Annotated in this window: 23 protein-coding genes; 11 read left to right on the top strand and 12 right to left on the bottom strand. The window is 61.4% G+C overall.

Going from position 1 to position 25,719, the window contains the following annotated elements:
- Nucleotides 1–373 precede the first annotated feature (373 nt).
- Nucleotides 374–2,485: a serine/threonine protein kinase gene (locus tag U5A58_RS16755; RefSeq protein ID WP_321962275.1), complete on the top strand. Its 2,112-nt coding sequence runs from the start codon at nucleotides 374–376 to the stop codon at nucleotides 2,483–2,485.
- Between the two features lie 72 nt (nucleotides 2,486–2,557).
- Here the strand turns inward: U5A58_RS16755 and U5A58_RS16750 are convergent, their stop codons facing one another.
- The 6 genes from U5A58_RS16750 to U5A58_RS16730 all read right to left on the bottom strand — a co-directional run bounded on the left by U5A58_RS16750 (nucleotide 2,558) and on the right by U5A58_RS16730 (nucleotide 7,832).
- On the bottom strand, nucleotides 2,558–3,253 hold the full coding sequence (locus U5A58_RS16750; protein ID WP_321962274.1) for a phosphatase PAP2 family protein: 696 nt from the start codon (nucleotides 3,251–3,253) through the stop codon (nucleotides 2,558–2,560).
- A gap of 252 nt (nucleotides 3,254–3,505) precedes the next feature.
- Nucleotides 3,506–3,907 carry a DUF1488 family protein gene (locus tag U5A58_RS40855; RefSeq protein WP_415774236.1) on the bottom strand — a complete coding sequence of 134 codons (402 nt, stop codon included), beginning with the start codon at nucleotides 3,905–3,907 and terminating at the stop codon, nucleotides 3,506–3,508.
- A gap of 147 nt (nucleotides 3,908–4,054) precedes the next feature.
- Complete coding sequence (locus tag U5A58_RS16745; RefSeq protein WP_321962273.1) at nucleotides 4,055–4,552, bottom strand: hypothetical protein; 498 nt, start codon at nucleotides 4,550–4,552, stop codon at nucleotides 4,055–4,057.
- Nucleotides 4,553–5,067: 515 nt separating this feature from the next.
- Nucleotides 5,068–5,784 carry a pentapeptide repeat-containing protein gene (locus U5A58_RS16740; RefSeq protein ID WP_321962272.1) on the bottom strand — a complete coding sequence of 239 codons (717 nt, stop codon included), beginning with the start codon at nucleotides 5,782–5,784 and terminating at the stop codon, nucleotides 5,068–5,070.
- 185 nt (nucleotides 5,785–5,969) lie between these two features.
- Complete coding sequence (locus U5A58_RS16735) at nucleotides 5,970–6,896, bottom strand: pyridoxal-phosphate dependent enzyme (RefSeq protein WP_321962271.1); 927 nt, start codon at nucleotides 6,894–6,896, stop codon at nucleotides 5,970–5,972.
- 126 nt (nucleotides 6,897–7,022) lie between these two features.
- Nucleotides 7,023–7,832: an AraC family transcriptional regulator gene (locus U5A58_RS16730; RefSeq protein WP_321962270.1), complete on the bottom strand. Its 810-nt coding sequence runs from the start codon at nucleotides 7,830–7,832 to the stop codon at nucleotides 7,023–7,025.
- A 321-nt stretch (nucleotides 7,833–8,153) separates the two neighbouring features.
- Here U5A58_RS16730 and U5A58_RS16725 point away from each other — a divergent pair, with 321 nt between their 5' ends.
- Both U5A58_RS16725 and U5A58_RS16720 read left to right on the top strand, forming a co-directional pair.
- The gene (locus U5A58_RS16725; RefSeq protein ID WP_415774235.1) at nucleotides 8,154–8,519 is read left to right on the top strand and encodes a hypothetical protein; all 366 of its coding nucleotides are present in this window, start codon (nucleotides 8,154–8,156) and stop codon (nucleotides 8,517–8,519) included.
- A gap of 7 nt (nucleotides 8,520–8,526) precedes the next feature.
- Nucleotides 8,527–9,150: an ABC transporter ATP-binding protein gene (locus U5A58_RS16720; protein ID WP_321962269.1), complete on the top strand. Its 624-nt coding sequence runs from the start codon at nucleotides 8,527–8,529 to the stop codon at nucleotides 9,148–9,150.
- Between the two features lie 238 nt (nucleotides 9,151–9,388).
- On the opposite strand, the gene U5A58_RS16715 is transcribed toward U5A58_RS16720, so the two are convergent.
- A complete protein-coding gene (locus tag U5A58_RS16715; RefSeq protein ID WP_321911831.1) occupies nucleotides 9,389–9,655 on the bottom strand; it encodes a hypothetical protein in 267 nt (88 codons plus the stop codon).
- Between the two features lie 121 nt (nucleotides 9,656–9,776).
- On the opposite strand from U5A58_RS16715, the gene U5A58_RS16710 reads away from it, so the two are divergent.
- Complete coding sequence (locus tag U5A58_RS16710; protein WP_321962268.1) at nucleotides 9,777–10,307, top strand: isochorismatase family protein; 531 nt, start codon at nucleotides 9,777–9,779, stop codon at nucleotides 10,305–10,307.
- Between the two features lie 155 nt (nucleotides 10,308–10,462).
- On the opposite strand, the gene U5A58_RS16705 is transcribed toward U5A58_RS16710, so the two are convergent.
- Nucleotides 10,463–11,692, bottom strand: coding sequence for an MFS transporter (locus U5A58_RS16705; RefSeq protein ID WP_321962267.1), 1,230 nt, complete (start codon nucleotides 11,690–11,692; stop codon nucleotides 10,463–10,465).
- Nucleotides 11,693–11,804: 112 nt separating this feature from the next.
- Entirely contained in the window at nucleotides 11,805–12,725 is a 921-nt protein-coding gene (locus tag U5A58_RS16700; protein WP_321962266.1) for a LysR substrate-binding domain-containing protein, read from the bottom strand.
- Nucleotides 12,726–12,820: 95 nt separating this feature from the next.
- Between U5A58_RS16700 and U5A58_RS16695 the strand changes: the two genes are divergently transcribed.
- Entirely contained in the window at nucleotides 12,821–13,834 is a 1,014-nt protein-coding gene (locus tag U5A58_RS16695) for an alpha/beta fold hydrolase (RefSeq protein WP_321962265.1), read from the top strand.
- 83 nt (nucleotides 13,835–13,917) lie between these two features.
- Here the strand turns inward: U5A58_RS16695 and U5A58_RS16690 are convergent, their stop codons facing one another.
- Nucleotides 13,918–15,291, bottom strand: a complete 1,374-nt coding sequence (locus U5A58_RS16690; protein WP_321962264.1) for an LLM class flavin-dependent oxidoreductase — start codon at nucleotides 15,289–15,291, stop codon at nucleotides 13,918–13,920.
- Between the two features lie 657 nt (nucleotides 15,292–15,948).
- On the opposite strand from U5A58_RS16690, the gene U5A58_RS16685 reads away from it, so the two are divergent.
- A complete protein-coding gene (locus U5A58_RS16685; RefSeq protein WP_321911821.1) occupies nucleotides 15,949–17,742 on the top strand; it encodes a radical SAM protein in 1,794 nt (597 codons plus the stop codon).
- Nucleotides 17,743–17,888: 146 nt separating this feature from the next.
- On the opposite strand, the gene U5A58_RS16680 is transcribed toward U5A58_RS16685, so the two are convergent.
- The gene (locus U5A58_RS16680; RefSeq protein ID WP_321962263.1) at nucleotides 17,889–19,787 is read right to left on the bottom strand and encodes a potassium transporter Kup; all 1,899 of its coding nucleotides are present in this window, start codon (nucleotides 19,785–19,787) and stop codon (nucleotides 17,889–17,891) included.
- A gap of 100 nt (nucleotides 19,788–19,887) precedes the next feature.
- Here U5A58_RS16680 and U5A58_RS16675 point away from each other — a divergent pair, with 100 nt between their 5' ends.
- Nucleotides 19,888–21,162, top strand: coding sequence for an NRAMP family divalent metal transporter (locus U5A58_RS16675; protein WP_321962262.1), 1,275 nt, complete (start codon nucleotides 19,888–19,890; stop codon nucleotides 21,160–21,162).
- 264 nt (nucleotides 21,163–21,426) lie between these two features.
- A complete protein-coding gene (locus U5A58_RS16670) occupies nucleotides 21,427–21,648 on the top strand; it encodes a hypothetical protein (protein ID WP_321962261.1) in 222 nt (73 codons plus the stop codon).
- A 42-nt stretch (nucleotides 21,649–21,690) separates the two neighbouring features.
- Here U5A58_RS16670 and U5A58_RS16665 read toward each other — a convergent pair whose 3' ends face one another.
- Nucleotides 21,691–22,587, bottom strand: coding sequence for a LysR substrate-binding domain-containing protein (locus tag U5A58_RS16665; protein ID WP_321962260.1), 897 nt, complete (start codon nucleotides 22,585–22,587; stop codon nucleotides 21,691–21,693).
- A 123-nt stretch (nucleotides 22,588–22,710) separates the two neighbouring features.
- On the opposite strand from U5A58_RS16665, the gene U5A58_RS16660 reads away from it, so the two are divergent.
- The 3 genes from U5A58_RS16660 to U5A58_RS16650 all read left to right on the top strand — a co-directional run bounded on the left by U5A58_RS16660 (nucleotide 22,711) and on the right by U5A58_RS16650 (nucleotide 25,555).
- Complete coding sequence (locus U5A58_RS16660) at nucleotides 22,711–23,814, top strand: M14 family metallopeptidase (RefSeq protein WP_321962259.1); 1,104 nt, start codon at nucleotides 22,711–22,713, stop codon at nucleotides 23,812–23,814.
- A 168-nt stretch (nucleotides 23,815–23,982) separates the two neighbouring features.
- Nucleotides 23,983–25,191: a porin gene (locus tag U5A58_RS16655; protein WP_321962258.1), complete on the top strand. Its 1,209-nt coding sequence runs from the start codon at nucleotides 23,983–23,985 to the stop codon at nucleotides 25,189–25,191.
- A gap of 4 nt (nucleotides 25,192–25,195) precedes the next feature.
- Nucleotides 25,196–25,555: a BON domain-containing protein gene (locus tag U5A58_RS16650; protein WP_321962257.1), complete on the top strand. Its 360-nt coding sequence runs from the start codon at nucleotides 25,196–25,198 to the stop codon at nucleotides 25,553–25,555.
- The last annotated feature ends 164 nt before the right edge of the window (nucleotides 25,556–25,719 follow it).

Raw genomic sequence — 25,719 nt, 5'->3', positions numbered from 1 at the left:
CGCGTATGCGGGGCCTGCCGCGGCGCTCACGCGCGAAAACGCTGATGGCGCGCGCCCAACAGCGCGCGGCGAGGCCGTTGGATTCGGAGCAACACGCGTGTGCCCAAGGCCTGGTTCAGGCACCGATTGCACTGCGTGCGGCAGCAGACTAATCTTTCATCAGACCTTGTTGTAGGGTGACGGGCGCGCGCCTTCTGAGATCACAGTGAGCGCAGAATTGGCGGCGACTCTGTATGCTTTAAGGATGACGAGACCACGTTGCAGCGGGCTCGAACGAGATCGGGGCATGCAGCCGGATGCGGCGCAATCGTGCGCCGCGAATCGGTGACGAAAAGCGCCTCGGCCATCCTGAAGCTGAGTTGAAGGCATACGAATGATGAGCCTTGCGCAGCTGATCCAGACATTCCAGAGCGGGGCGCTTTCACGCGACGCGTTCTTCGCCGAGATCGACCACGTGCTCGCGGTCGACGCGGCCAATTGTGCTCGTCTGCGCGAAGCGGTGGACGCGACGCAGACCGTCCATCCGCTGCCCGACGCCGTGTATGCCGAGGTCCTGCGCCGCATCGAACATCGCCAGGAAAACACCGGGCCGGTGGACGACTCCACGCGCATCCACGAAGCCCTTGCCGCTGCGCGTTCTGCCACGACGGGCGACGACTCGGAGCACGTGAAGGGCATTGGCGACACGCTCAACGGGCGCTTCGTGCTCGAGGAATGCCTGGGCGTGGGCGGCATGGGAACCGTCTACAAGGCACTCGATTTACGCAAGCTCGAAGCTTCGGACCGCAAACCTTATATCGCGATCAAGGTGCTGAACGTGCAGTTTCGCGGCCAGCCGACTTCGCTGATCGCACTGCAGCGCGAGGCCCGCAAGGCGCAGACGCTCGCGCACCGCAATATCGTCACGGTGTACGACTTCGACCGTGACGGGCCGCTCGTGTACCTCACGATGGAATATCTGTCCGGCAAGCCGCTCAGCAAGTTGTTGCGCGCGCCGGGTTTCGCGGGCATGTCGTTCGATAAGGCGCGGCCGATCATTGCCGGCATGGGGCAGGCGCTCGCTTATGCGCATGAGCGCGGCTTCGTGCATTGCGACTTCAAGCCCGCCAACGTTTTCCTCACCGATGGCGGCGATGTCAAAGTGATCGACTTCGGCATTGCGCGCGTATTCCAGCGTCCCGAAGAAGATCCCGACGTTACCGTGTTCGATCCCGCGACGCTTGGCGGCATCACTCCCGCCTATGCGAGCCCGGAAATGTTCGAGCATCGCGAGCCCGACCCGCGCGACGATATCTATGCGCTCGCCTGTGTGACCTATGAACTGTTGACGGGCAAGCATCCGTTCAACCGGAAATCGGCTACCCAGGCACGCAGCGAGAAGATGCGCGCGGAGCGGCCGCCGGCGCTCGATCGCGGTCAATGGCGCACGCTGGGCGCAGCGCTTTCGTTTGACCGCGCGTCACGCACCGCGAGCGTCAATCAGTTTCTCGAGGGCATGGGCGTGCTCACGCATGCGACGGCGTTCTCCGCCGCCCGTGCGGGCGCCGTTGGCGTGGGGGCCATCGTCGTTGCTGCGGGGTTGTGGGCGGGGTACCACGTGTTTTCCGGCCACGGGCAAACGGGCGCCAAACCCTCCGTTGCCGCTATCTCCACCAACGCGACCAGCGCTCCCGATAGCGCAACGAAGCCGGTTGCGCAAGCGGCCGCCTCGCCGGTGCTTCCTGTTGCGCCTGCGGCTGTGGCCGCTAGCGCGCCTGCCGTGAGCGCGGTTGCGGCTGCCCCCGTGTCGAGCGCCCCGGTGGCCGACACCGCTTCGGTCGCCGCGTTGAACGCGACGCTTGCACACATTCCGTGCTCCGCGCTTGCTGCGTCGCTGCCCGGGCAAGCGATCCAGGTGCGTGGCTTTGCCAATGCCGGCGAGAGCATGGCGCACCTGCATGACGCGCTCGCGCAAACGCCAGGAGGGCAGGCTGCGAAACTCGATGTGACCGCGGTGGAGAACCACAACTGCGAAGTCGTGAGCGCATTCGCGCCGTATTGGCGCGCCAATCATCTGGCCGGCGGCGGGGCGTCGATCCATACCCAGCCGCTCGACGCGCACCTTACGCAGGGCATGCCGCTCATCGTCGATATCACCACGCCGCATTACGACTCATACGTCAACGTGGATTATTTCGCGCTCGACGGCAGTGTCGTGCATCTGGTTCCCAGCAATGTCGAGCGCGACAACCAGGCGCCGCCCGGGTTCTCGGCCAAGGTCGGTGGGTCGGGGTACTGGCTCGTGGACAAGCCATTCGGCACGGAGATGATCGTTTTGCTGATCACGCCAGCGCCGTTGTTCGACGGGCTGCGTCCTGCTTCCGAGTCACGCTCGGCCTACCTTGCGGCGGTTGAGCAGCAGCTCAAGAAGATGGAAGCGCGTTATGGCGCGGGGCATATCGTTGCCGACTTTGTGCAGATCACAACGCACGCGCGCAATGATTGATGTGCAAGTGTGCGATCTTCCCTCGTCCGACTTGTATTAATAATATTGCAGTCCGAACAAAGTCTGAATCCGTCAGCTCGCGGTATGAAGTACCGAATGGGCAAGCCGCAGAAGATCGTCGAACTGCGTGACCAGCTCGAAACACAGCATAAATCCGAGCGCCACAGCAGGACCGGGATAACGCATGATGTATCGCATCGCGGGTTTGACCGTGCGCCTGCGCACGGCTCTGCGCGTCATGATCCAGGTAATGACGATGCCGATCAGGGCGCCGGCGATCAGATCGGTCGGGTAGTGATAACCCAGATACGCGCGCGGAAAGCACACGAATACCGCGACAGCCAAAAACGCCAGCACGCCAATGCCCCGCCACACGATGAAGATGCCCGTGGCTACCGCCATCCAGAGCATGGCGTGATCGCTCGGAAAGGAACTCCAGTTCATCAGCCCGGCGAACTGCACCGGCGACGAGGCGAAATGCAGATGGAGCTCCGGCGTGAATAGCGGCCGCTCCCTGAACGGCAGGCAGCGCGCCAGCAGGCGTCCCGCCGCGAGTGCGATCAGGCCGCTCGCCAACGTGGCGAGCACGATCTCACGGCGCCAGCCGCGCCGCTCGTTCGGCTGGACCCAGATCCACCACAGCAGCGGAATTAGCAGGTAACCCTTGAAGGTATAGAGGTCGGCAATCACGACGATTGCATGATTGACCTGGGGAGAAAACTGGAGTTGGGTGAGGGCTCCCAGAATGACGGTATCGAAGCTGTTCATTATTGTGGCCATCCCGCAGATGAATTCGTGAGAAAGGCGGTCTCGAACAGAATCCTCAACCGCCTCCGCGCCACATACGCAAGGCGTTCTTCGTTGTATTTTTCTGGCCAGCACGCGGTGAAGGCAGTGCGTAGCAGTGAGTTGCTGCGATGCAGCTTCGACCGTCCGTGTTGCGCACCTTCGATCGCACTGCAGTGCGTCAAGGATTCAGCGGCTTTCGCGGTCACTGACCTTTCGTTGTGAAGTGCGCTCTTACCTTGGCGCACCTCCCGCTTCGCGAACGTACCTGACCGCGGGCATGCGCTCGCGTGCGCCTGGCGTATCGTCGTGTCGGACAGTTTCTACGATACCCCTGTTGCGGCCGATGTCTACTTCGGTCATTCCCGGCTTTTGGAGGCAGTCACGCAGGAACAACTGGCAGCGTCCCGCAGACAGACGATGCGGAAGAATTTGTCTTGTGATTGATTCGATCTCCTTTCTATGTGTCGCGAAGGCAGCCAGCAGGCCGGCGCGACCCGAGCGCGCACGAAAATATTCTTCAAGCGCCTCCGGCGATATTTCACACGTGACTATTGCGCCGTCGACGAGGGCGCGATACCGGATCGTGCCGCTCGCGTAGTAGAAGGCATCTTCATCTGGAAATTGTATGAGCACGATGGCTTACCTCACTGAATTCCGAGCCTGCGTTCAAGCAACCGGTGTTCCGCACTCTTCTGACGAAGCCGGTGAATTTGCATCATGCGTGCGCAGGTTGAATCGAAATCAATTCTCAAATCGTTTGCATCGAGTGATGGTGCCGCGCTAGTTGTTCTGATCGGATGACGCGCCGCTGCTGTGGGGAGGGGACAGCGGTCCGTAGCGAAGATGCTGCGCCACCGAAATGGGGACTTTGGGCGAGAACATGCCCGCGATCGTGAGCGCGTAGACAATCGCGGCGACGCTGGCCACAACGCGCACGGGTCTCGCGACTGCCGAATGGCCAACGACGATGTTGAGGTAGAACCAGATGCCGAGCAATGCAAGCAACAGCAGACGCGGCATGGGCTTCCAGCCGTCGCACCCGACTTCGATGATAGACCACACGAGTGCGGCGACAAGCGTAAAGAAGAGGCTCCAGAGCCCCGCCGACCGGCTTCGGACCATCAGTGTGCCCGAGCCGATCAGTGCGAGTCCGGTGACGACGTAGTAGGGCGTGGAACCCATTGCGACGAGCCAGCCGCCAAGCACGGCGAAAGCGGCGCCCACCAGTACCAGGACCTCGCCCGTCTCGGCAGGAGACGTCTCGTGTCGGTTCGACATAAAAGAGCCCCCGCTCATGCAAATGTCTGGCAATCAGCGTTCACGACAAAGCGCTTCGTTTGTGATGCAAGCGCTGTACCCTCTCGAGCGCGTGGGAAATCTGCACGCGGCTGTGCAAACGCGGGGGCGTTATTCATTTGATGTATGGCGCCACGCTTGGGTCTCGGGCCGCAAACGAAGTTACATCCAACTATAGGCTCGCGGCGCGCCTCTACATTGGCGTGAATGGTAAGAAATTATTGCGTTACAGTTCGATTACAAATCAACCATATGAACTAATCGTGAAGCACAAAACGCAGATGAAATGACGAAATGTGCGTTGACATATCTACGAGAAATCTGTGTAGAAATAGTGTGCGGCGCATCACTTTTCTTGAATCGAAATCAAAATGCGAATGGTGATATCGCGAGTTGCGCACTGGCTGGCACGCTTCCTTTCGGCGCAATGGGGATGCCTGCCAGGCGTTGCACTGGCACTGGTGAAAAACGGCCGCCGGGTGCCGGCCTTCGCTGCCTTACATCACCCGTACTCCGCAGTCACCGATCAGCATGACGGCTTGATCGACGGAGAGGATCGTGCCTTTAAGATGCTGCAGCACGTCGGAGAGACGCAAACCACTTAGGTCTACAGATCGTAGATCTGCGCCGTCGAATTGGCTGTTTCGCAATTGCGCGTTGCTCAAACTGCCGCCTTCGAAGACAGCGTCACGAAAGTCGCAGTCGGACAGATCCGCGTCGGAGAAATTCAACGCCTCGAGAGTTTGCTTGCGAAACGAGAGCCCGCGCAGATCTGCGCCAACGAGCAGGGAATCGTGAAAGCTAAGCCCCAGTGTACGGGCGTCGACAAAGCGGGCGCCTGTGAGCTTGACCTCGGTGAACGCCGCCGACGCGAGTTTTGAGCCTGTCCAGTCGGTATTGTTGAGATCGCTCCGGCAAAAGCGCGCGTCACTCACATTCGCGTAGCGAAACCTTGCGGCAGCGCATTTGCACGCCAGCCAGCGGGTTCTTGTGAGTTCGCAGTGCTCCATGATGGCTTGCTCGAAGTTGCACTGAGAGAAGCGGGCGGCTCGTAGATCAAGACTGGAAAGATCTTCGCCGCTGAAATTGCAGTGCTCGAACGTCGGACCGTCGCCACATTCTCGAAGCAGGCGGGTCAGCGCTTCGCGGTCGAAGGTCAATCCGCGGAACAGTGCTCCTTCTACGTTTGACGGCTCATTGGTGTTGCTGCGCATCTGGGCAGACTCCTCGTCTGGAGGGGGCGCAGCGTCTTCTCCACAGCGCGTCCCCTCAACTTGATGAAAGTAAGGTTGACGCCGCGGCATATCTAGAACCCAATCACTGGGCGCAGGAGATACCAACCTGCGACTCTATTTTCGGCGGACAGGATTTTATCGTTTCCGCCGTTACATGCACAAGGTCATCGGCGCTCTGCGTTGCTTGCCCATGCGCGAATCTGATCGATGGTGGCCGTCGCGCCGCCGCATACGACAACCAGAATCTTCTTGTAACTGGCCAACACCGGATGCCTGTCGTAAGCGACGGAGAGTGCCGCGCCGCAAGCCGGCTCGACCAGAATGCGATGATCCGCAAGAAAGCGCTCGCACGCAGCGAGTGCGCTGAAGTCCGACACGACGAGGCTGTGTACAGGGTGCACGCGTGCGCAATGTAACGCCTGTTCGCACACCCGCTTGGCGCCGAGCGACGTGGCAATGCTCGAGATACACGGTAGCTCCACAGTATGTCCGGCTTCGAGCGCGGCATGGAACGAAGCGGCGCCTTCGGTTTCGACAGCCAACACGGGCACATCGTGCCAATGATTGCGCTGCAGGCCCTCTACGACACCGGAAAGCAGCCCGCCGCCGCCCACGGAAAGCAACACGGCGTCCGGCTTGAAGCGGGCGTGGGCAACCTCATCGATCATCGAGGCATGGCCGTGCCATAACAGCGGATCGTCGAAGGGATGCAGGAACGCGTCGGTTGCTCCGAGCAGAGTCTGTGCGAACTGGTTCGCCTCTTGCCAGGAACTGCCGTGCACCACTACCTCGGCGCCCTCCAGGCGGAGCAGTTCCTTCGCGCGCTCCGTTGTCGTTTGCGGTACCACTACGGCAACAGGAATGCCCAGGCGTCGACCCGCATAAGCAACGGCAAGACCCGCATTGCCCCCGGAGGACGAAACGAAACGCTGCGCGCCACGGCTTCGATGTACGGCGCACGCGTGGCCGATGCCCCGGATCTTGAATGATCCACACGGTTGCAACGCGTCGAGCTTGAGCCACACGGATTGTTCACCGGGGACGCTCAAGGCGCGCGATTCCATCAAAGGGGTCTCGAAATGCAGATTCATTGTGGCGGGCTTCCAGGTTTGCGTTCGGAACACCGGATGCCGAACGGACTTCTGCTGATGCTAAAGAGGCAGGGCGAGACTGGCTTGTAAAAAATTGACGCGCGGAGTGAGCGCTCGCGCGTCGACTCAGTAAGCGGACGGGGCCACGCCAAAGGCTTGCCGGAACGCCCTGTTGAAATGGCTTTGGTCGTAAAACCCGACGCCGTGGGCGACTTCGGCAATGGTTCGTTTGCCCGCTGCCAACAAGGCGCAAGCCTGTTCCAGGCGCAAACGAAGCAGCCACGCGTGAGGCGTCATACCTACGGTCTGCTTGAATCGACGCAAAAAATGAAAACGCCCCAGACCACACAAGGCGGCCAATTCGTCGAGGGTGATCTTCTCGGCCAGATGGGACAGGCAATAGTCATTGAGCCGCTGCCAATGCATTGGAGAGAGCGTCCCTTTAACGGCCGTCGGCCTGATCGCGCCGGACCGGTTGAACAGGCAATACAGCAGTGAAAGCCATTCCGACTGTAAAGACAGCGACGAAGCGTCGGGCGACAACTGCATCGCATCGTGAAGCTGCAGTAATTGCGCGGTCAGCGTCGGATCCTCGATCATCATGCTTTTCAGCTCGGGCTCGCGAGCCGAGTCCGTCAGCTCGGTCGCGACACCTTGCAGCAGGTCTCGGGACAGTCTGAATGTCTTCAGCGTATAAGCGTTGCCGCATTCCCCGGCGCCATCATCGATCTCGCCAGGCGGCATCAAGGAAATGCGACCTGGCCCGAGCAAGACCGCGCCTGCGTTCACGCATTGGCGCTGAATCCCTTCGGTTACGAGCCCGACGTGATAGTCAAGGTGATAGTGCCGGTCGAAACGGAACGCCTTGAAACGCCCGGCGCCGAGAACGAGTCCCGGAAGGCCGGCGAGCCGCTTGTACTCCACACCATCGCTCATTGCAGATCACAAAATCACTATTGCGCCAGATTGAAGGGGCGCACCAGACTCGATGCGTCGAGGCGCTTGCTGGTGCGGCACGACGAGTATATGTCAGCGCCAAGGGCATTCTGGCAATGAAATAAAAATGAAAGTTAAGCGTTGGCGCGGTTGTTGCATCGCAGCCGACGTGGCACGATAACGGGTCTGTCCAGTTCACGGTTTCGCGACTGCCCTAATGGAATTAACGGAATCAAGAGAATTAAGGGAAGTCGAAAAAGGGAAGTTGGAAACATGATGTTGTCTTGCCGACTGCGGTGGTATGCCCTCGCGACATCGCGCATGTTGCGCAGACATTGGCAGGCGCTGTCGCTCTCAGTCCTGTTGTTGCTGCCGGCAATGCCCGTGTTTGCCCAGAGCCAGATTCTGGGCGCCCCGGTACTCGCGGCTCTCGCGCCCTCGCATGGCATGGAATGGCGGTTCGTCTGGGTGCACATGCTCGAAGCGGCGGGTATGTTGTGGGTGCTTGCGCAACGTGCCGCCATCACAGGCGGCACGTTCGCCACTTTCTTCGCTTCGTTGCCCACACCCAATTTCCACCGCCGCGCCGTCGACATCGCCGTCGTGCTCGTCGCAAGTACGCCGCTGCTTCTGCCCGTGCTCGGCGCCGCGCTGGCGCTGCCGTCTGGCATTCGCTTATTTGATTGATTCCACCATGCTTCGATTCGAAAACCTCGGCAAACGCTTTGGCGAGCGCGTTATCTTCCAGGGGCTGCATCACGTTTCCAACGCGGGATGCGTGGCGCTATGCGATGAAAACGGCAGCGGCAAGTCCACGTTGCTCGGCATCCTTGCCGGCGTGATCGACGCCGACGAAGGGGAGGTCTGGCTGGGCGGCCATTCGCTGCGTAGCGCGCCGCTCGAGGCGAAATCCGCCCTGGCGTACGTGCCCGACGACTGCATGGCGTATCCGTTTCAAACCGGCCGGGCGTTTCTGGAACTCGTGGCGTCGACAAAGAAGACAGCCGTCGACGCGCGCACGCTCGATCTCGCGGACCGCTTTGGCCTCACGCCGCACCTGGAGAAGCGCTTCGAGCAGATGTCGCTCGGCACGCGCAAGAAGTTCTTCCTGACAGCGACGACACTGGGCGAACCCGCTGTCGTTATCGCGGACGAACCGGGCAACGGGCTCGACGCCGCCGCGCGCGCGGTTCTCATCGATCTATTCAAGGATCAGGCCAGGACGAGCGCGGTCTTCTTTTCGAGCCACGATTTGCGGCTTGCGCGAGCGTGCGAGGCAACCGTCACCAGTTTTGCCGACCTGGGTATGGCTGTGTGAGCGCGAACGCACTCGGCGCGCGATCGCGAGTGTCAGAACGTCGAAGCGCTCTGAGTCAACGCAATCAGGTCGCTGGCCTCGCCACCCGGCGGTCCGAAATTGATCCGGATTCCGAAATATGGCGAGTTCGCGCCGTCCCGGAAAAAAGCGCAGCCGCAACTCGAAAGCCCACCGTTGCCAGCAGGCTTCTATTCGAGCATCGACTGCGAATCGTCTGGCAGCACGGCGCGCGGGCTAGTTAGTGCCCATGCGCCTCGCGGAATCCGGCGTCCTTTTCGAGTCGGCGACCGTGAGTGCCAACATGGAATCCTGCTGAAATCACAAAGAGGACTCCGGCGAAAGGCCAGATATAGATTGCCAGCGAGAAGCAAAGCCAACAGGCTTCTTGTGGCGGATACGCCTGGAGCGCCCAGACAAGACTGGCAACTGGCAACAGCATCAGACACAGCGCCGACCGGGTGAGAAAAGTGGCGGCTCTTGCTTTCTTTAGCGTCTCTGCTTGCATGCCTGGCTCCATAGGGAATGGCATTGGGATATAGAGTCGCACGGCGACCATTTGTCGCATACTTAGTAATATCCCTGACAGCTGCCATTGTGCGGAGCGCAATTTTCCAGAAGGATTTGCAATGCTGCATAGCCATTCCGAATCGATCGTAGTTCTGATCGACTTGCAAACGAGACTGATGCCAGCGATTCACGAAAGCGCATCCGTTGTCGCTCAAGCCGTTCGCCTCGGTCGCATAGCCCGCGAGCTGGATGTTCCCGTTATCGGGACAGAGCAAAATTCAGACTCACTCGGCGAGAATGCGAAGGAAATAAAGAACCTGTGCACGATGACTGTTGCAAAGCACCATTTTGACGCTACTGCCGATGGATTGATAAACGCATTACCAAAAGGACGAACCCGAATCATCGTTGCGGGATGCGAAGCGCATGTCTGTGTGCTGCAAACGGCGATTGGTCTGCTGCAAGGCGGGCTATCGGTCACGCTCGCTATCGATGCAATGGGGTCGCGCAAAATCGTCGATAAAGAGGCGGCAATTGTGCGGCTGAATAAAGCGGGCGCGGACGTGGCGACGGTCGAGATGGTCGCGTTCGAGTGGTTGCGCTCGAGCCAGCACCCGCGATTCCGCGACATACTTCAGATGATCAAGTAATGCGCGGGCCGCCGCCCGTCATCGGCAAAACGCGGCGCCAGTAAGCAAGGCAAGCATCGTCGCCGGTGACAGATATTCGACCAGTGACCAGATAATTAGCGCTACGAATGGAACGGCCAGCATGACCTCCATGACGCGCATGACCAACCTGCCGCTCACGAAGGTTGACCCGCGATCATGACGCGCGGCACGACCCGCTCATCGTCGATCGGCAAATGCATGACGCCGGCCAGGATGCCGAGCGCAATCGAGCCTTGCCAAAGCAGGTCGTAGCTGTGTGTCGCGTCGAATACCACGCCGCCGAGCCAGACGCCGAAGAAACTGCCGATCTGATGCCCGAGAAACACGAAGCCGAAGAGCGTCGAGATGTAGCGCACGCCGAACATCTGCGAAACGATCCCGCTCGTCAGGGGTACGGTGCCAAGCCACATGAATCCCATCGCGAACGCAAACACATAAAGTGTGAGAGGCGAGAGTGGCAAGGCGAGGAACAGCACCATCACAGCCGCGCGCGCGAAGTAGATTCCCGAGAGTAGATATTTGCGGCGCAAGAAGCCGCCTGCGTAGCCGCATAGAAACGTGCCCGCCGTGTTGGCGAGCGCGATCAGTGCGAGCGCGAGGCTCGCTTCGCGTGCGCTCATGCCTTTGTCCAGCAAATAAGCGGGGAGGTGCGCGCCGATGAACGCGAGCTGGAAGCCACACGACAAGAAGCCCAGATTGAGCAGCCAGAATCCGCGATGCGCAAACGCCTCTCTCATCGCGCGGCGCAGCGTGTCGTGCGAATCAGCAGCGCCGCTGCACGCTATCGGCCGATCGCGCAGCCATGCTGCGAGCGGTGCGCTTGCGAGCATCACGGCGGCAAGGACGAGAATGGCCGTGACCCAGCCGAATCTGCCGATCATCCCTTGTGTGAGCGGCACGACGCAGAACTGGCCAAGGCCGCCGAACATACCCGCTACGCTCAGCGCCCAGCTGCGCTGATCGGCTGCGAAAAGCCGCGAAAGCGCGCCGTAGACCGCGCCGAACGCCGTTCCGGACAAGGCAACGCCGAGCACCACGCCCACGCCGAACATGTAGACACCCGGCGTTGCGCTCAGCGCCATCATCGCAAGGCCGAGCGCGTAGAGCAGGGCGCCCGCGAAAATCACACGCGCGGAGCCGAAGCGGTCGGAGATCATGCCGGTGAGCGGCTGCGCAATGCCCCACAGCAAGTTTTGCAGCGCGAGCGCGAGGCCGAACGTCTCACGCGACCAGCCGCGATCTAACGTGACGGGCATCAGAAAAAGCCCTTGCACGTTGCGCACGCCTAGCGCCGCGCCCATCACCACGCCGCCTGCAATCACGAGCAGCCAGCGGCGGCGCCATGCATCGTTCATTCCGGTCATCGTTCGCCTCCTCGCACTGGGCGCTTCGCTGTTGCGCAGCGTTGCGCCTAGTAGAGCGCGGGAAGGCGAGCCGGCTCAAGCAAGTTTTTCGCACGCTTCGCATGCGGCGTACTCATGCGATCTGGCTTTGGCGAGCCTGTTCGACGATCCAGTCGATGACGGCGCGCACGTCGTCGCGCGGGGTTTCGTCGGCCTGATGCAGCCAGTAGGCGTAGCCGGTCGGGCCCACTGCGCGCGCATTGCCGATGGCGGCGAGCCTGCCGTCGGCAAGTAGCGGCTGAACGAGCGCGAGCCGCCCGAGCGCGATGCCTCGGGCGGCAATGGCGGCCTGAATGACCTGATCGTACTGGTTGAAACGCAGCACGCCGCGTAGCGGTGCGCTGTCGAGGCCGCACGCGGCGAGGTGATCCGTCCAGCGCAGCATCGGGCGGCGCGCCCCTTCGAACTCGAGCAGCACGTGGCGCGCGAGCGTGGCCGCGTCGAGCTTCTTGACGTTCAACGACGGATGCGCGACCGGCAGTACGTATTCGTCGTACAGATGCACCGCGCGACTCGACGCCTCGGGCGCGATGCGCGCGGGTGCATAGCGCAACGCGAGATCGATGCCTTCGGCGCGCAGATCGAGCACCTTCTCGGACGTCGCGATGCGTAGATCGATCTCGGGAAGCAGACGTTGCAACTCGCCGATACGCGGCAGCAGCCAAAGGCCGGCAATCCCGATGCTGGCGGTGATCGTCACCGGCTGGCGTGTTTGCGGGGCGGCGAGCGCGCCGACGATCTGCTGCATCTGCTGCACCGCGCTGTCCGAAACGCGCAGCAGACGCTCGCCTTCCGGCGTGAGCGAGATCGAACGGTAGCCACGGTTGAAGAGGCGCACGCCCAGCGCTGCTTCGAGCGCAGCGATCTGGCGGCTCACGGCGGATTGCGTCACGCACAGGTCGTCGGCGGCGAGCGTGATGCTCATGCGCCGGCCGACCGCCACGAAACCGCGAATGAGGTCGAGGGGAGGGAGTTTCACGAGCGGCACTGACATGCGTATTCCTCATGCGAAAGCTGCTGAAAGATTGATTGAGCCGGCGCGCAAGGTCAAGTGAAATCGATGCTCCGCTTACTTCATGGAGCACGTTCATGTATTCAGCCGATCCGGGCGAGACACGCCCCCTCGCTGTCGCCATCACGGCCGCCGACGGTTTTGTGCTCCGCGCTTATGTGTGGCGACGCCACGCGCGGCTGAGCGCCGACGAGTCGCGTCCCGTCGTCATCGTCAATTCGGCCACGTCGGTGCGCTGCCATTACTATTTCCGCTTTGGTGCGTGGCTGCACCAGCAGGGATTCGACGTGCTGGTCTACGACTACCGCGGCATCGGCGCTTCACAGCCCGTGGCGCTCGCAACGCTCGATGCAAGCTGGCTGGAGTGGGGCGAGCGCGATTGCGAAGCGGTGCTGCGTTACGTGCACAGCGCGTTCCCCGGGCAGCCAGTCGATGTCGTGGGCCATAGCATCGGCGGCTTCCTGATCGGGCTTGCGCCCTCGAATCACCTGGTTCGCCGTGTGTTCACCGTCGGCACGCAATACGCGTATTGGCGCGACTACGCGCCGCGCAGCATGCCGCTAATGCTCTGGAAATGGCACGTCGTCATGCCCGTTTTGACCTGCCTGAAGGGCTATTTCCCCGCATCGTGGTTCGGATGGATGGAGGACACGCCGCGCGGCGTCGTGAACATCTGGAGCCGGGGTCGCGCACGCTTTGAAGATACGTTTCGCAAGGGATCGCTCGCGCGCACGGCGCAAGAGCGCGCCGAAATGGTCGCCCGATTCGGCGGTCTGCGTGCGCCCATTCTTGCCGTCAGTTTCCCGGATGACCCGTTCGGCACGGTCCGGGCGATCGAACGCACGCTGCGATACTTCACGCATAGTGACTCGACTCATCTACGCATCACGCCCGCCTCGGTTGGCGAGCGCAGCATCGGGCACTTCGCATTTTTTCACTCGCGATTCGAACGCAGCCTGTGGCCCGTCGCGCTGCATTGGCTGACCGATGGCAAAGTCATTGCGGCTAGCCCGGCGACAAAGCGCATGAGTCCGAGCCATGCCATGCCTGGCGCCACGCCGATTGGTACGCCGATTGGCACGCGCAAATAGGCTTGCGCCAAGGATCTAAAGTGCGTCTCAGCAGAACGCTGAACGCAGCGCAACGCCAAGGCGTTGCGCTTCGATGAACACAATCAGGAAGCCACGCGCAACGCGTCTTCCTGTTGCGTGGCGAAGCGGTTAGCGGGACGCGGCAAGCCAAGATGCTCGCGTAACGTGCGCCCCGTATATTCGGTGCGAAAGAGTCCGCGCCGCTGCAATTCGGGCACCACGTACTGCGTGAATTCATTCAGGCCGCCCGGCAGCCACGGCGACATGATATTGAAGCCGTCGGCGCCTTCCTCCTCGTACCATTGCTGAAGCTGATCGGCAATGCTTTGCGGCGTGCCGATCACCTGTTGATGCCCGCGCGCCCCCGCAATGCGCAGATAAAGATCGCGGATGGTGAGGTTGTCGCGCCGCGCGAGGTCGAGCAGCAAGCGTTGACGGCTCTTGCCGCCGTTGGTCTCCGGCAGGTCGGGCACGGGGCCATCCACGGGATACTGCGAGAGGTCGAGACCGCCCGACATGTTCGAGAGCAGTTGAAGTCCCACGCTCGGATGGATGAGCGCCTGCAACGCATCGAACTTCTCCTGCGCTTCTTCCTGCGTGCGGCCGATCACGGGGAAAATGCCCGGCATGATCTTGAGATGTTCGGGGCGGCGGCCATAACGCGCGAGCCGCCCCTTCACGTCGCGATAAAACTGCTTCGCCTCATCTAGCGTTTGATGCGCAACGAAGATCACTTCGGCGGTCTGCGCCGCGAGTTCCCTGCCGGCTTCGGAAGCGCCCGCTTGCACCACAACCGGCCAGCCTTGCGGCGAACGCGCGACGTTCAGCGGTCCGCGCACCTTGAAATGCTTGCCGCGATAGTCGAGCGTGTGCAGCTTCTGCGGGTCGAAGTAGATGCCGCTCGCCTTGTCGCGGATAAAGGCGTCGTCTTCCCAGCTATCCCAAAGTCCGGATACCACGTCGTAGAACTCTTTCGCGCGCTCGTAGCGCACGGCGTGATCGAAATGCTTGTCGAGGCTGAAGTTGTGCGCTTCGGTTTCGGTGCTCGAAGTCACGAGATTCCAGCCCGAGCGTCCGCCGCTCAGATAGTCGAGCGAGGCGAATTTGCGGGCCACGTTGTAGGGCTCGTTGAACGAAGTCGACACCGTGGCGATGAGCCCGATGTGTTTCGTCACGACCGATAGCGCGGAAAGCAGCGTGATCGGCTCGAAATGATCGGCGCGCGCGGTGCGCGAGAGCGAGGGTACATGGGTGTCGCGCACGCTCACGCTATCGGCGAAAAAGATCGCATCGAATTTGGCGCGCTCGGCCGTTTGCGCCAGTTCGGCGTAGTGCGCGAAATCGAGGCCGCCGGCTGCGTGTGCGTCGGGATGGCGCCACGCGGCGATATGGTGGCCCGTTTCCATCAGGAAGGCGCCGAGGCTCAATTGCCCAGGGCGTCGCGGTGCTGCGCTCATGTGTGCTCCTCGAATCGTGGTTGGCATTCGCAACGGAATGGGCTGCAAGGGTTCAATGCGCCCACGCGCTCTGCCGCGGATTCGGTCAGGCGGCCCGTGCCGCAAACCGCGTCGAGCCGTTGCAGACCGTATGAAACTGGCGAACGCCAGGCCGGTCGTATGCTTCGACAAGCGTGGCGCAATCGGGTTGAAGGCTGGGCGCGTTCGACATATCGTGATCCTGACCAAAATTTGGCAGGATCATTCTTGCCGATCGGTTCTCTCACCACAAACAAGCAATTGAGCTATTCATAGTTGCGCGAGTGTGTTCGCGCGGCGAGGCGATGCGCGGCACGCTCTTTCCAGAGAGTCGCCGCGTCGGTTTGGTTCGTGTCGAATGGATGTCGGGCGGCGTCGTGCTCCAGCCGAAGACATGCTCGATGCATTTGTGCATGCGCGGGCTGATGGCGTAGCCGGCCGTGTCGTCGTTCTTGTCGGCCCCAACAGGATCGCAATCCTCGTAATCCCGCGTCTGCGGAATTGTAAACACAAAGGGCGGCCGGACAGGTAGGATGCGGGTTGTTGTGCTGTTTGCCAGTTTGCGATCCGACTCAGATTTTCTGAAGACGGACGACCTTCACGGTTTTGGGACTTCCAGACAGGGCTACAGAGCAGACCATGGACGCGATCTACTCGACTTCTGACAGCTGCCGATTCACCCTTGTCCTCATCAAGCCGACCCATTACGACGACGACGGCTACCCGATCCAGTGGCTCCGCTCGGTCATGCCTTCCAATACACTCGCGTGTATGTATGCGCTTGCTGATGACGCGCGAAAGCGAGCGCTGCTGGGCCCTGGCGTCCATTTCGACATCGAGACATGCGACGAAACCAACCAGCGGGTGTGGCCGGCGCGCATCATTCGTGACCTGAAGGCAAAAGGCGGGAGATCGTTGATTGGTCTGGTCGGTGTCCAGTCGAACCAGTACCCGCGAGCACTCGACCTGGCCCGCCAGTTCCGTGATGCAGGCTTGCCGGTTGCGATCGGTGGTTTCCACGTTTCTGGCTGCATCTCCATGCTGCCCGACATGCCCGCTGAGCTTACGCAAGCGCAAGCAATGGGCGTGGCGCTCTTCGCTGGAGAGGCCGAGGAGCGGCGTTTCGACGAGGTCCTTCTCGACGCGTGGAATGATGCAATGAAGCCTTTGTATAATTTCATGAACGATTTACCGTCGCTCGAAGGCGCTCCCCAGCCCTTCTTGCCGCGCAAGCATATCGAACGCACGGCGGGGACCTATACCTCGGTGGACCTCGGTCGTGGTTGCCCGTATCAGTGCTCGTTTTGTACGATCATCAACGTGCAGGGCCACAAGAGTCGATTTCGCACCCCTGACGATCTCGAGAAGATCATCCGCGAGAACGCGAAGCAGGGCATCGACCGGTTCTTCGTCACGGATGATAATTTCGCCCGTAATCACGACTGGGAAATCCTTCTCGACCGCGTCATCGAACTTCGGGAAAAGGAAGGCATTCACTGCGGCTTCACGATCCAGGTCGACACGCTCTGTCACAAGATTCCAGGATTCATCGAGAAAGCAACGCGCGCGGGTGTGCGTCGCGTGTTCATCGGGCTGGAGAATATCAATCCCGAGAATCTGATCGCGGCGAAGAAGCGGCAGAACAAGATCACCGAATACCGCGCCATGCTGCAGCAGTGGCGCGTCCACGGCGCGATTACTTACGCCGGCTATATCATCGGCTTCCCGGCGGACACGAAAGAATCGATCCTGCGTGACATCGAAATCATCAAGCGTGAATTGCCAATCGACATTCTCGAATTCTTCATGCTGACTCCGCTTCCGGGCTCCGAAGATCATCAAACGATGGTCAGGAACGGCGAGTGGATGGACCCGGACATCAACAAATACGACACCAACCACCGGGTCACGCACCACCCGAAAATGTCGGACGCCGAATGGGAGGAAGCGTATCGGTGCGCGTGGAGTGCGTTCTATTCGTACGAGCACATCCGCACGATCGTCAAGCGGGCAGCGCAGATCCCGAACGGCCGGCCGAAGACGATCATGCGCACCATCGCCTGGTTCAGACTGATGATCGAACACGAGGGTGTGCATCCGCTCGAAGGGGGCGCTCTGCGCATGAAACACCGCCGTGACCGCCGTTGGGGGCTGCCGGTCGAATCGCCGTTGCGCTTCTATCCGCGCTACTGGAGTGAGACCGCTGTCAAGCTCACAAGGTATCTGCGCTTCTACCTCAGGACAGAGGCTACCCTCAGGAAGGTCATGAAGGCACCGGATCGCTACGCCTACACGGATATCGCCATCACGCCGCTGCAAGAAGAGGAGTTCGAGCAGCTTGGACTCTTTCACGCCACGAGCGGCGGCGAGGCGGCGCTGGCCGTCCACCACCGGCGTATTGCCATCCGGTCATCGGGCCCGTCTGCTGCGTGACGTCAACAGTGACGTCAACAGCGCGGCTCGAACAGAGCGGCGCGCGGCTATTACGCAATCGAACGAATGACGCGCGCCGGATTGCCACCGACAAGCGTCATTCGTCATGCGTTGTCTTTCTCCAGCGATACGCCCGATCACGCGCCTTATAGGTTGATCTGTCCGCCCATCTCGACCACCCGGTTCGCGGGCAGGCTGTAATACTCGGCCGCTTGCGCCGCGTTGCGCGCCATGAACGCGAACAGCTTTTCGCGCCATAACGACATGCCTTTGCTCTGTGCGGTTGCGAGGATCGTGTCGCGGGCGAGGAAGAACGATGTGGCTGCGGGTTCATACTGCCATGCAGGTATCTGTTTTTGCACGAGCAGAAGGAGTGCGGGGACGTTGGGCATTTCCATGAAGCCATGGCGCGCCGCGACGGCGTAGCATCCGTGCCCAAGATCGCTCACTGAGACTTTCTCGCTTTCAGGCACATGCGGAACATTCTCGGTCGTGCCAGCCAGAAAGATATTGGTGTCGTGCATCACGCCGTTATGCTTGAGATTGTGCATGAACGCGCTCGGCGTCATGCCGGGCACTCCGCCGGGAAACACAGCCGTTCCGTTCACGCGGGGAGGCGGGTGCGATCCCGCGCACAGCGACTGGATGAATGCCGGTAAGGGCAGGTTGTCGCTTTTCACACGCTCGACGACCAACTCCCGCCCGCGATGCCATGTCGTCATGACGGTGAACAGCACGCCGCCTGCCAGCAGCGGAAACCATCCGCCATCGAGGACCTTGCCCGCGTTGCTCGCAACGAATACCGCATCCACAATGGCCAGCGGCCCGATCACAGCCACCGTTGCGGCCGGCTTCCAGTTCCACAAGCAGTGGGTAATGAAGTACATGAGCAGCGTTGTCAGCAGCATCGTCGAGGCAACGGCAATGCCATAAGCGGCCGCGAGATTGTCCGATGACCGGAAGAACACCACGAGGAATACGACCGCCGCATAGAGCGATATGTTGATGAACGGGACGTAGACCTGACCCACTTCGTGCGTCGACGTATGTATGACCGGAATGCGTGGCAGCAGGCCCAGCTGGACGGCCTGCTTCGTCATGGAAAACGCGCCGGAAATGACGGCCTGCGACGCGATGATCGTCGCCGCCGTAGCCAGCAGCACCAGCGGAAGCAGTGCCCAGCCCGGCGCGAGGGAAAAGAACGGCTGCGTGAGCGCGGAAGGCGTCGCGAGCACGAGCGCGGCCTGGCCGAAGTAGTTGAGAATGAGGCTTGGCAGCACGAGCAGCAGCCACGCGAGCCGGATGGGTGTCTTGCCGAAGTGCCCCATGTCCGCATAGAGCGCTTCGCCCCCCGTCAAGGCGAGGAACACGGAGCCGAGCACGACGAACGCCGTACCGGGTGCGTGCGCAACGAAGCTCAATGCATAAGACGGCAATGCGCCGCGCAAGATGCCGGGGTTGTGTGCGATATGAAAAACACCGAGTACGGCAAGGGTCAAGAACCATACGATCATGACCGGTCCGAAAACTTTTCCGACCGTGGCTGTGCCGTGCTTTTGAAGCTTGAACAGGCCGGTCAGGATAACGAGTGCAATGGGCACGATCCACGTGGCCAAATGAGGGTCCACGAGTTCGACGCCTTCCACTGCCGAGATGACCGAAATCGCCGGTGTGATCATCGAGTCGCCGTAAAACATCGCGGCGCCGAAAACGCCGAGTGTCAGGAGCACGGTGCGCAACCGCACGGGCGCCACGCGAGCGGCTAACGCCGTAAGCGCCAGAATGCCGCCTTCGCCGTCATTGTCCGCACGCATCACGAAGCTCACGTACTTGAGCGTCACGACGATGATGATCGACCAGAGGATCAGCGACACGATGCCGAATACGTTGGCCTGGCTTATTCCGCCGGCGGCTTTCAGGCATTCGCGCAATGTGTAGAGCGGGCTGGTGCCGATGTCGCCGAACACCACGCCTATGGCGCCGAGGATGAGGGCGGGCGGAACGTCTGTCGTGTGACTCGCGGAACGCGCGGATATAAAGGCCATAGGTAAGGAAAATGAAATTCAACGTCCCTCGGGACAGCGCGTCCTGACTCGCACGCTACAATCGCTCGACAGATACTACAGGCGCATCCTTTCAGAACGCATGACCCGTCTCCCGACGCTCAAGGAAACCGTTTCACGAGGACTGCGCCGGCTCGCCCTATGGGGCCCTGGGCTTCTCGTGATGCTGGCCGACTGCGACGCCGGTAACGTCGTGACGGCCGCACAGGCGGGCGCGCAAACGGGGCTGCGGCTCTTGCCCGTGCTGCTCGCGCTCGTCCCGCTGCTCTACATGGTTCAGGAACTGACCGTACGTCTCGGCATATTCACCGGGCGCGGATACGGCGAACTCATCCGCTCGCGCTTCGGCCCGGTTTGGGCGTCGCTGGCCGCAGCGGGTCTGGTCGTCGCCGTGCTGGGGTCGCTCGTTACGGAGTTTACTGGCGTCGCTGGCGTGGGGGAGATGTATGGCGTATCGCGTTCCGTTACGCTGCCGCTCGCCGTGATCCTGTTGACAGGCATTGTGCTCACGGGCTCGCACAAGCGCGTAGACCGGATCGCCATTGCCATCGGCGCATTCGATCTCACGTTTTTCGCCGTCGCATGGAGTGCGCGCCACCAGCTCCAGGTCATGGTCCCGCAGATGACTCACCTGGCAGCGGGTGGCCGGCAAGCCGGTTATCTGGCCGCGGCGCTCATCGGCGCGACGTTCAATCCATGGATGGTGTTCTATCAGCAGGCGGCGGTCGCGGACAGCCTCTCGGAAAAGGACTTCACGTCGGCGCGGGTCGAGACGGCAGTCGGCGCCGTCCTCACGCAATGGCTCACGGCAGCGGTGCTCGTCGCTGCGGCCGCAACGTTGTCGGCGCATGGTGAGCCGCGCTCGCTCGACAGTATCGGCGAAATCAGCAATGCGCTCGTTGCCGTTACGGGGCCGTTTGCAGGCCGCCTGCTGTTTGGCGTGGGCGTGCTCGGCGCGGCGCTGGTGGCGGCCATCGTGAGTTCTCTCGCGCTGGCATGGGGGCTTGGCGATGTGTTCGGGTACAGGGCGTCGCTGGAGGACCGTCCCGACCGTGCGCCCTGGTTTTATGGCGCGTATGCGCTGGCCGTTGCCGGCAGTGCGTGGGCGGTCTGGCTCGCGCCCGATCTCGTTTCCCTGAACGTCGCGGCGCAGGTGATCAATACGTTGATGTTGCCGCTCGTCCTCGGGTTGCTCGTCGCACTCAGCGTCACCGTGTTGCCGCAACGCTATCGGCCTCGCGGAGTTTATTTGTGGCTCGTTGTTTTCGTGGGGGCGGTTGTGTGTGCCGCGGGTGCGTGGGGCGCGGCGCAGGGGCTGCGTCTTTCACCAGCAATACCAGGCTTACAAATTCGTTAACGAGCCACAGTTTGGTGCGGTGCATCAGCCAACGCTGCCTGATGCGGCCCTGTGTATGCTTCCGGGTTTCCGTTGTTTTGTTGCTATCTTGCTGAAATCGAGTTTGCGAAAGACTTTTCTGGCTATAGTTAAAGTGCTTTCTCAAGCTCTTGATGCGGCGCGGTAAGCATTGCGCCATGCACCAGGAGCGTCCGGTTTGCGCAGGGTGTTGTCGCCGAATCCGGCGAGAAGGCCGCAAAACCAACCGATGTCTGGGAGGACCAGATGAGACGCACGAAGACGCAGTCACTGCGTTATCAGGTCGAAAAATGGCTCGCACCTACCACGCCGGTGCACGTCACCGCGTTTGGCCATACCCCTTCAGGCAGGGCGCGCTATGTGTGCGTGGAGACGCGCCAGACAACGGGATTTCACGCGCTGTTCTTCTTTCAGCACGACGACGGCTACTGGAATGTGTTTCCTCCCATCGGCGACCAGGTTCGGTGATTCACGAGATATCGTTAGGTATCCGATGTAATGGCAGGCGCTTCACTGCATGGCGGCTTCCTCGACGCAGGCGAGAAAGCGCGCGGCCGCCGTGGTGAGCGGCCGCTCCCGCCTTTGCACGACGTAGACGTCCATGTCGGGAAACTGCTCGTGGATCTTCACTTCGCGGATCCTGCGGCGCTTCATTTCGAGTTCGAACGTCGGCAGCGTGGCCACGCAAATCACATCGGTCTTCGCGATCAAGGCGACGGACGGCGCCAATGCCTGGCAGCGCATGATCCTGCTCGGCGCGGACAGACCCAGCGAGTGGAAATAGGCGCTGAACCCCTTGTCGATCTGATCGCCGGGCTCGCAAGGCACGAGCCATTCCGCTGCGTGCAGCATCGACATCGAGCGGGCATGCGCGAGTGGATGGCTCTGGCGCGCCACGACCAGCAACGGCATGGACATGATCTTTCGCTGCTCGACGAAATCGGGCCATTGCGTGTCTGCAACCGCCGTGATGACCGCGAAATCGGTGTCTCCGTCGCGCAGTGCGTTGAGCGCGGTGGGCAGCGCCAGTTCGCGTACGGTCACTGAGGTATCGGGATTTTGCGCGCGAAACTGCCCAAACGCCTGGGGCAGCAACGCACACGCCACGGCCGATGACACCGACACGGCGACCTCTCCGCCCGCGCCATTGAGCATGGTCGACAGTTCTTCATGAATGTGCCGCACGTCGTTGACCAGCATACGTGCGCGGCGCTGAAACACGACGCCGTATTCGGTGAGCGCAATGCCGTTGACCGAACGCACGACAAGCGGCACGCCCAGCGTTCTTTCCAGTTCGCGGATCGTCACTGTGACGGCGGGTTGCGTCAAACGCAGTGCGCGCGCGGCGCCATGCAAGCTGCCTTGCTCGGCGACACTGAGGAATACCCGCAATTGACGAAGTTTCATTCTGCTCCAGGGGATAAAAAAGCGTTATCAAGGCCGTTTTTTTATTGCCTTGTGCACCGGTGCGTTAGTCATGATCATTGTGGCCGAACGCACGCCTCGCGTGCATCTCATCGGGGTCACTGCATGGTAATAAAAAAATACTTCTCCGCGTCCTATGCGCAGGCACGCGAGCGATTCACGCAAGCGGCGCGTGCTGGCGGGTTCGAACTGGGGCAGGTCGCGCACCCCACGGCTGTCTGCCCCGATGGAGGGAGCCTGTCGATCGACCTCGCGATTCACGCGCCGGCCGGCGCTCGTGCGCTGCTCATCATCACGTCGGGCACGCATGGGGTTGAAGGTTTCTGCGGATCGGGTTGTCAGGTCGGACTGCTCGACGACGCGGCCTTCCTTGCCGAAGCGAAACGGCGCGGCGTCGCGCTGTTGATGATTCACGGCGTCAACCCGTATGGTTTCGCGCATCTGCGCCGGGTGAACGAAGACAACGTCGATCTGAATCGCAATAGCGCGGACCATGCAGCGCTGGCCGGTTCGAATCCCGGGTACGTCACGCTCGATCCCTTGCTGCTGCCTGAGGTTTGGCCGCCTGACGCGGCCAATCAGGCCGCTCTCGGGGCCTACATCCAGACGAACGGCGAAGCGGCGTTGCGCGAAACGGTGTCGAAGGGACAGTACGCGGTACCAGACGGGATGTTCTACGGCGGAGCGCAAACGAGCTGGAGCACGCGGGCCGTCCACTCGATCCTGCGCGCGCACGCGAGCGGCTATCGTCGCCTCGCATGGATCGATCTTCACACGGGGCTGGGCCCGTATGGCCACGGCGAAAAGATCTTCATGAGCACGGATCGCGCCGAACTGGAAAGAGCGCGCCGCTGGTGGGGCAACGACGTGAAGCCGATCCATGAACCCGGTTCCATTTCGGCCGATGTGCAAGGCCCGATCATCACGTTTTCGTGCGACGAATTCCCGGGCGTCGAAAAGACGACCCTGGGTCTCGAATTCGGCACTTACGAACCCCTGCACGTATTGCAGGCGCTGCGCGCCGATCACTGGCTGCATCGTCATCCGGACTGCGGGGCCGCCACCGCCGCGCAAATCCGGCAAAGCCTGAAGGACGCGTTCTACTGCGACAACGACGAATGGAAGGGGCTGACTTTCGGGCAGATGCGCGTGGTTGCCTCGCAGGCCGTTGCCGGGCTTTGCGAAAGCAATTCGGACGTGACCGGCTAGAGACGAAGCACGCTTTCATTCAGGCGCCGTAGCGGGGATGGAAAGCGCCGAGGTTTCATCGCGACTTGAATGCCAAATACTTTGTAATCCGAAATGAATTGAACGGAAGAATCGTCAGCAAGACAACGCATAACTATTTTAAAAACCATCTCTAAAGACAGGAGACTCATGAAGATGGCGAAACAACGGAAATGGCTGCTCAAGACATGTGCGGCCGCCGCGGCGCTCTGTGAGGCGAGCGCGGCGAACGCGGACGGGAGCGTGACGCTGTACGGTATCGCCGATGTCGGCGTGATGTATCTAAGTCATTCGACACCGGAATTCAACGGCAGCAGCACGGGCACGGGCCACGTGTTCCAGCTCACGAACGCGGGCTATTCGCCTTCATTGTGGGGTTTGGCCGGCAAGGAAGATCTGGGCGGCGGCCTCAAGGCGGAATTCAAGCTCGAAAGCGGTATCAATCTTGCCAATGGGGGCTTCGATAACCCGGGCGGCAACAACGGGTTGTTCAATCGTATCGCCGAGGTCGGATTGTCGGGCGGTTTCGGTACGGTCAAGGCCGGCCTGCAGATCTCGCCATTCTTCAACATCATTTACGCGCTCGATCCGCGCGGCGCCGGTGAATTCGGCAGCATTCTCACCCCCGTCAGCGACAACAGTCTGATCGCCGCGGTCTTCATGCCGAATGCGGTGTCGTATACGTCGCCCGACATCGGCGGGTTCCAGGCAGCCGGCCTGTTCGCGCTCGGCGGCGTTGCCGGTTCCTTCCAGACCGGCCGCGCATGGTCGGTCAGCGCGCGCTACACGAACGGCACATTCCTCGCCGCGGCGGCGTACATCAGCACCAACAACGCGGCCGACAGTGCGCTCGCGAGCGTTGGCGAACTCTATCCCATCAACGTCCGCGCCTATACCGCGGGGATGAGCTACAAATTCGGCGGGCTGATTGCCAAGGCTGCGTTCGCCAACTTCAAGGCGAATAACGTGCCGGTTTCGGTGAATCCGTCGCTGATGTATTCGACCAATACCAGTGTGAACATCTATAGCGGCGGCTTCGATTATTTCCCGCTGCCGTATCTCGATCTGAACGCCGGCGTGTACTACCAGCAGGACCGCGTGAACGCCGGCGGTCATTCGGTGATGGGCGCGATCGGTTCGCAATTCTTCCTCTCGAAGCGCACGTCGCTGTATGCGCAGGTCGGCCTCGTGAACAACACTTGCGCGCACAACGGTGTTTGCCTCGGTTCGGGGCTGACGGTGGAGAGCGGCGGCAGCGGAGTGGGGGGCCTGCAAGGTCTCGGATTGGCCGCCGAAGGCCTCGGCCTGCCGCCAGGCACGACGGTCGGCGCGAACGTCGGCATTCGAACGACCTTCTGATCGGATGAACGCAACCATGGCATTTAAAAAATTCGCCATCATTGTCGTCACGATGACGGCGTTGGCCGCGTTCAATGCGCAGGCCCAGCCCGCCGATTCCTCGGTTCCAGTGGCCGCCGCATCATCGGCCAAAGCCGCCCGCAAGGCGGACCACATGCTTGAAAAGGCTGTGCGCAAGGCGCTCGGCAAGGACAAGGCTGTGGACGTGACCAACCTGACCGTCCGCGCGCGCAACGGCGTGGTGACGTTGCTTGGCTCGGTGCCCGAGCAGGGCCAGGTGGACGCCGCCGCGCAGGCCGCACAAGGCGAGGCCGGTGTGTTGTCGGTGAACAACGCGCTGACCGTAAAGGCCGTCGCCCATTAGGACGGCGGAGTAGCGGCCTCGTCGCCGGCGTTCCCGTTCTCCCCGTACATCAAGGCCGCTTCCGCAGGGAAGCGGCCTTGATGCTTTGTGGCCCACGTCCTGAAAAGCGGCTGGCAACCCCGTTAGCCGTTGTCCACGCAACGTCCCCAGAAAAATCCGCGATT

The sequence above is a fragment of the Paraburkholderia sp. J7 genome, from assembly GCF_905220155.1.
Lineage (GTDB): Bacteria > Pseudomonadota > Gammaproteobacteria > Burkholderiales > Burkholderiaceae > Paraburkholderia.
Note: the sequence above shows the minus strand (reverse complement) of the source record. Positions and strands in the feature narration are given on the sequence as shown.

Excerpts from the sequence above, each read along its gene's own strand:
- U5A58_RS16755 (WP_321962275.1), top strand. The coding sequence starts at position 374 with ATGATGAGCCTTGCGCAGCTGATCCAGACATTCCAGAGCGGGGCGCTT.
- U5A58_RS16750 (WP_321962274.1), bottom strand. The coding sequence starts at position 3,253 with ATGAACAGCTTCGATACCGTCATTCTGGGAGCCCTCACCCAACTCCAG.
- U5A58_RS16745 (WP_321962273.1), bottom strand. The coding sequence starts at position 4,552 with ATGTCGAACCGACACGAGACGTCTCCTGCCGAGACGGGCGAGGTCCTG.
- U5A58_RS16740 (WP_321962272.1), bottom strand. The coding sequence starts at position 5,784 with ATGCGCAGCAACACCAATGAGCCGTCAAACGTAGAAGGAGCACTGTTC.
- U5A58_RS16735 (WP_321962271.1), bottom strand. The coding sequence starts at position 6,896 with ATGAATCTGCATTTCGAGACCCCTTTGATGGAATCGCGCGCCTTGAGC.
- U5A58_RS16730 (WP_321962270.1), bottom strand. The coding sequence starts at position 7,832 with ATGAGCGATGGTGTGGAGTACAAGCGGCTCGCCGGCCTTCCGGGACTC.
- U5A58_RS16725 (WP_415774235.1), top strand. The coding sequence starts at position 8,154 with ATGTTGCGCAGACATTGGCAGGCGCTGTCGCTCTCAGTCCTGTTGTTG.
- U5A58_RS16720 (WP_321962269.1), top strand. The coding sequence starts at position 8,527 with ATGCTTCGATTCGAAAACCTCGGCAAACGCTTTGGCGAGCGCGTTATC.
- U5A58_RS16715 (WP_321911831.1), bottom strand. The coding sequence starts at position 9,655 with ATGCAAGCAGAGACGCTAAAGAAAGCAAGAGCCGCCACTTTTCTCACC.
- U5A58_RS16710 (WP_321962268.1), top strand. The coding sequence starts at position 9,777 with ATGCTGCATAGCCATTCCGAATCGATCGTAGTTCTGATCGACTTGCAA.
- U5A58_RS16705 (WP_321962267.1), bottom strand. The coding sequence starts at position 11,692 with ATGACCGGAATGAACGATGCATGGCGCCGCCGCTGGCTGCTCGTGATT.
- U5A58_RS16700 (WP_321962266.1), bottom strand. The coding sequence starts at position 12,725 with ATGTCAGTGCCGCTCGTGAAACTCCCTCCCCTCGACCTCATTCGCGGT.
- U5A58_RS16695 (WP_321962265.1), top strand. The coding sequence starts at position 12,821 with ATGTATTCAGCCGATCCGGGCGAGACACGCCCCCTCGCTGTCGCCATC.
- U5A58_RS16690 (WP_321962264.1), bottom strand. The coding sequence starts at position 15,291 with ATGAGCGCAGCACCGCGACGCCCTGGGCAATTGAGCCTCGGCGCCTTC.
- U5A58_RS16685 (WP_321911821.1), top strand. The coding sequence starts at position 15,949 with ATGGACGCGATCTACTCGACTTCTGACAGCTGCCGATTCACCCTTGTC.
- U5A58_RS16680 (WP_321962263.1), bottom strand. The coding sequence starts at position 19,787 with ATGGCCTTTATATCCGCGCGTTCCGCGAGTCACACGACAGACGTTCCG.
- U5A58_RS16675 (WP_321962262.1), top strand. The coding sequence starts at position 19,888 with ATGACCCGTCTCCCGACGCTCAAGGAAACCGTTTCACGAGGACTGCGC.
- U5A58_RS16670 (WP_321962261.1), top strand. The coding sequence starts at position 21,427 with ATGAGACGCACGAAGACGCAGTCACTGCGTTATCAGGTCGAAAAATGG.
- U5A58_RS16665 (WP_321962260.1), bottom strand. The coding sequence starts at position 22,587 with ATGAAACTTCGTCAATTGCGGGTATTCCTCAGTGTCGCCGAGCAAGGC.
- U5A58_RS16660 (WP_321962259.1), top strand. The coding sequence starts at position 22,711 with ATGGTAATAAAAAAATACTTCTCCGCGTCCTATGCGCAGGCACGCGAG.
- U5A58_RS16655 (WP_321962258.1), top strand. The coding sequence starts at position 23,983 with ATGAAGATGGCGAAACAACGGAAATGGCTGCTCAAGACATGTGCGGCC.
- U5A58_RS16650 (WP_321962257.1), top strand. The coding sequence starts at position 25,196 with ATGAACGCAACCATGGCATTTAAAAAATTCGCCATCATTGTCGTCACG.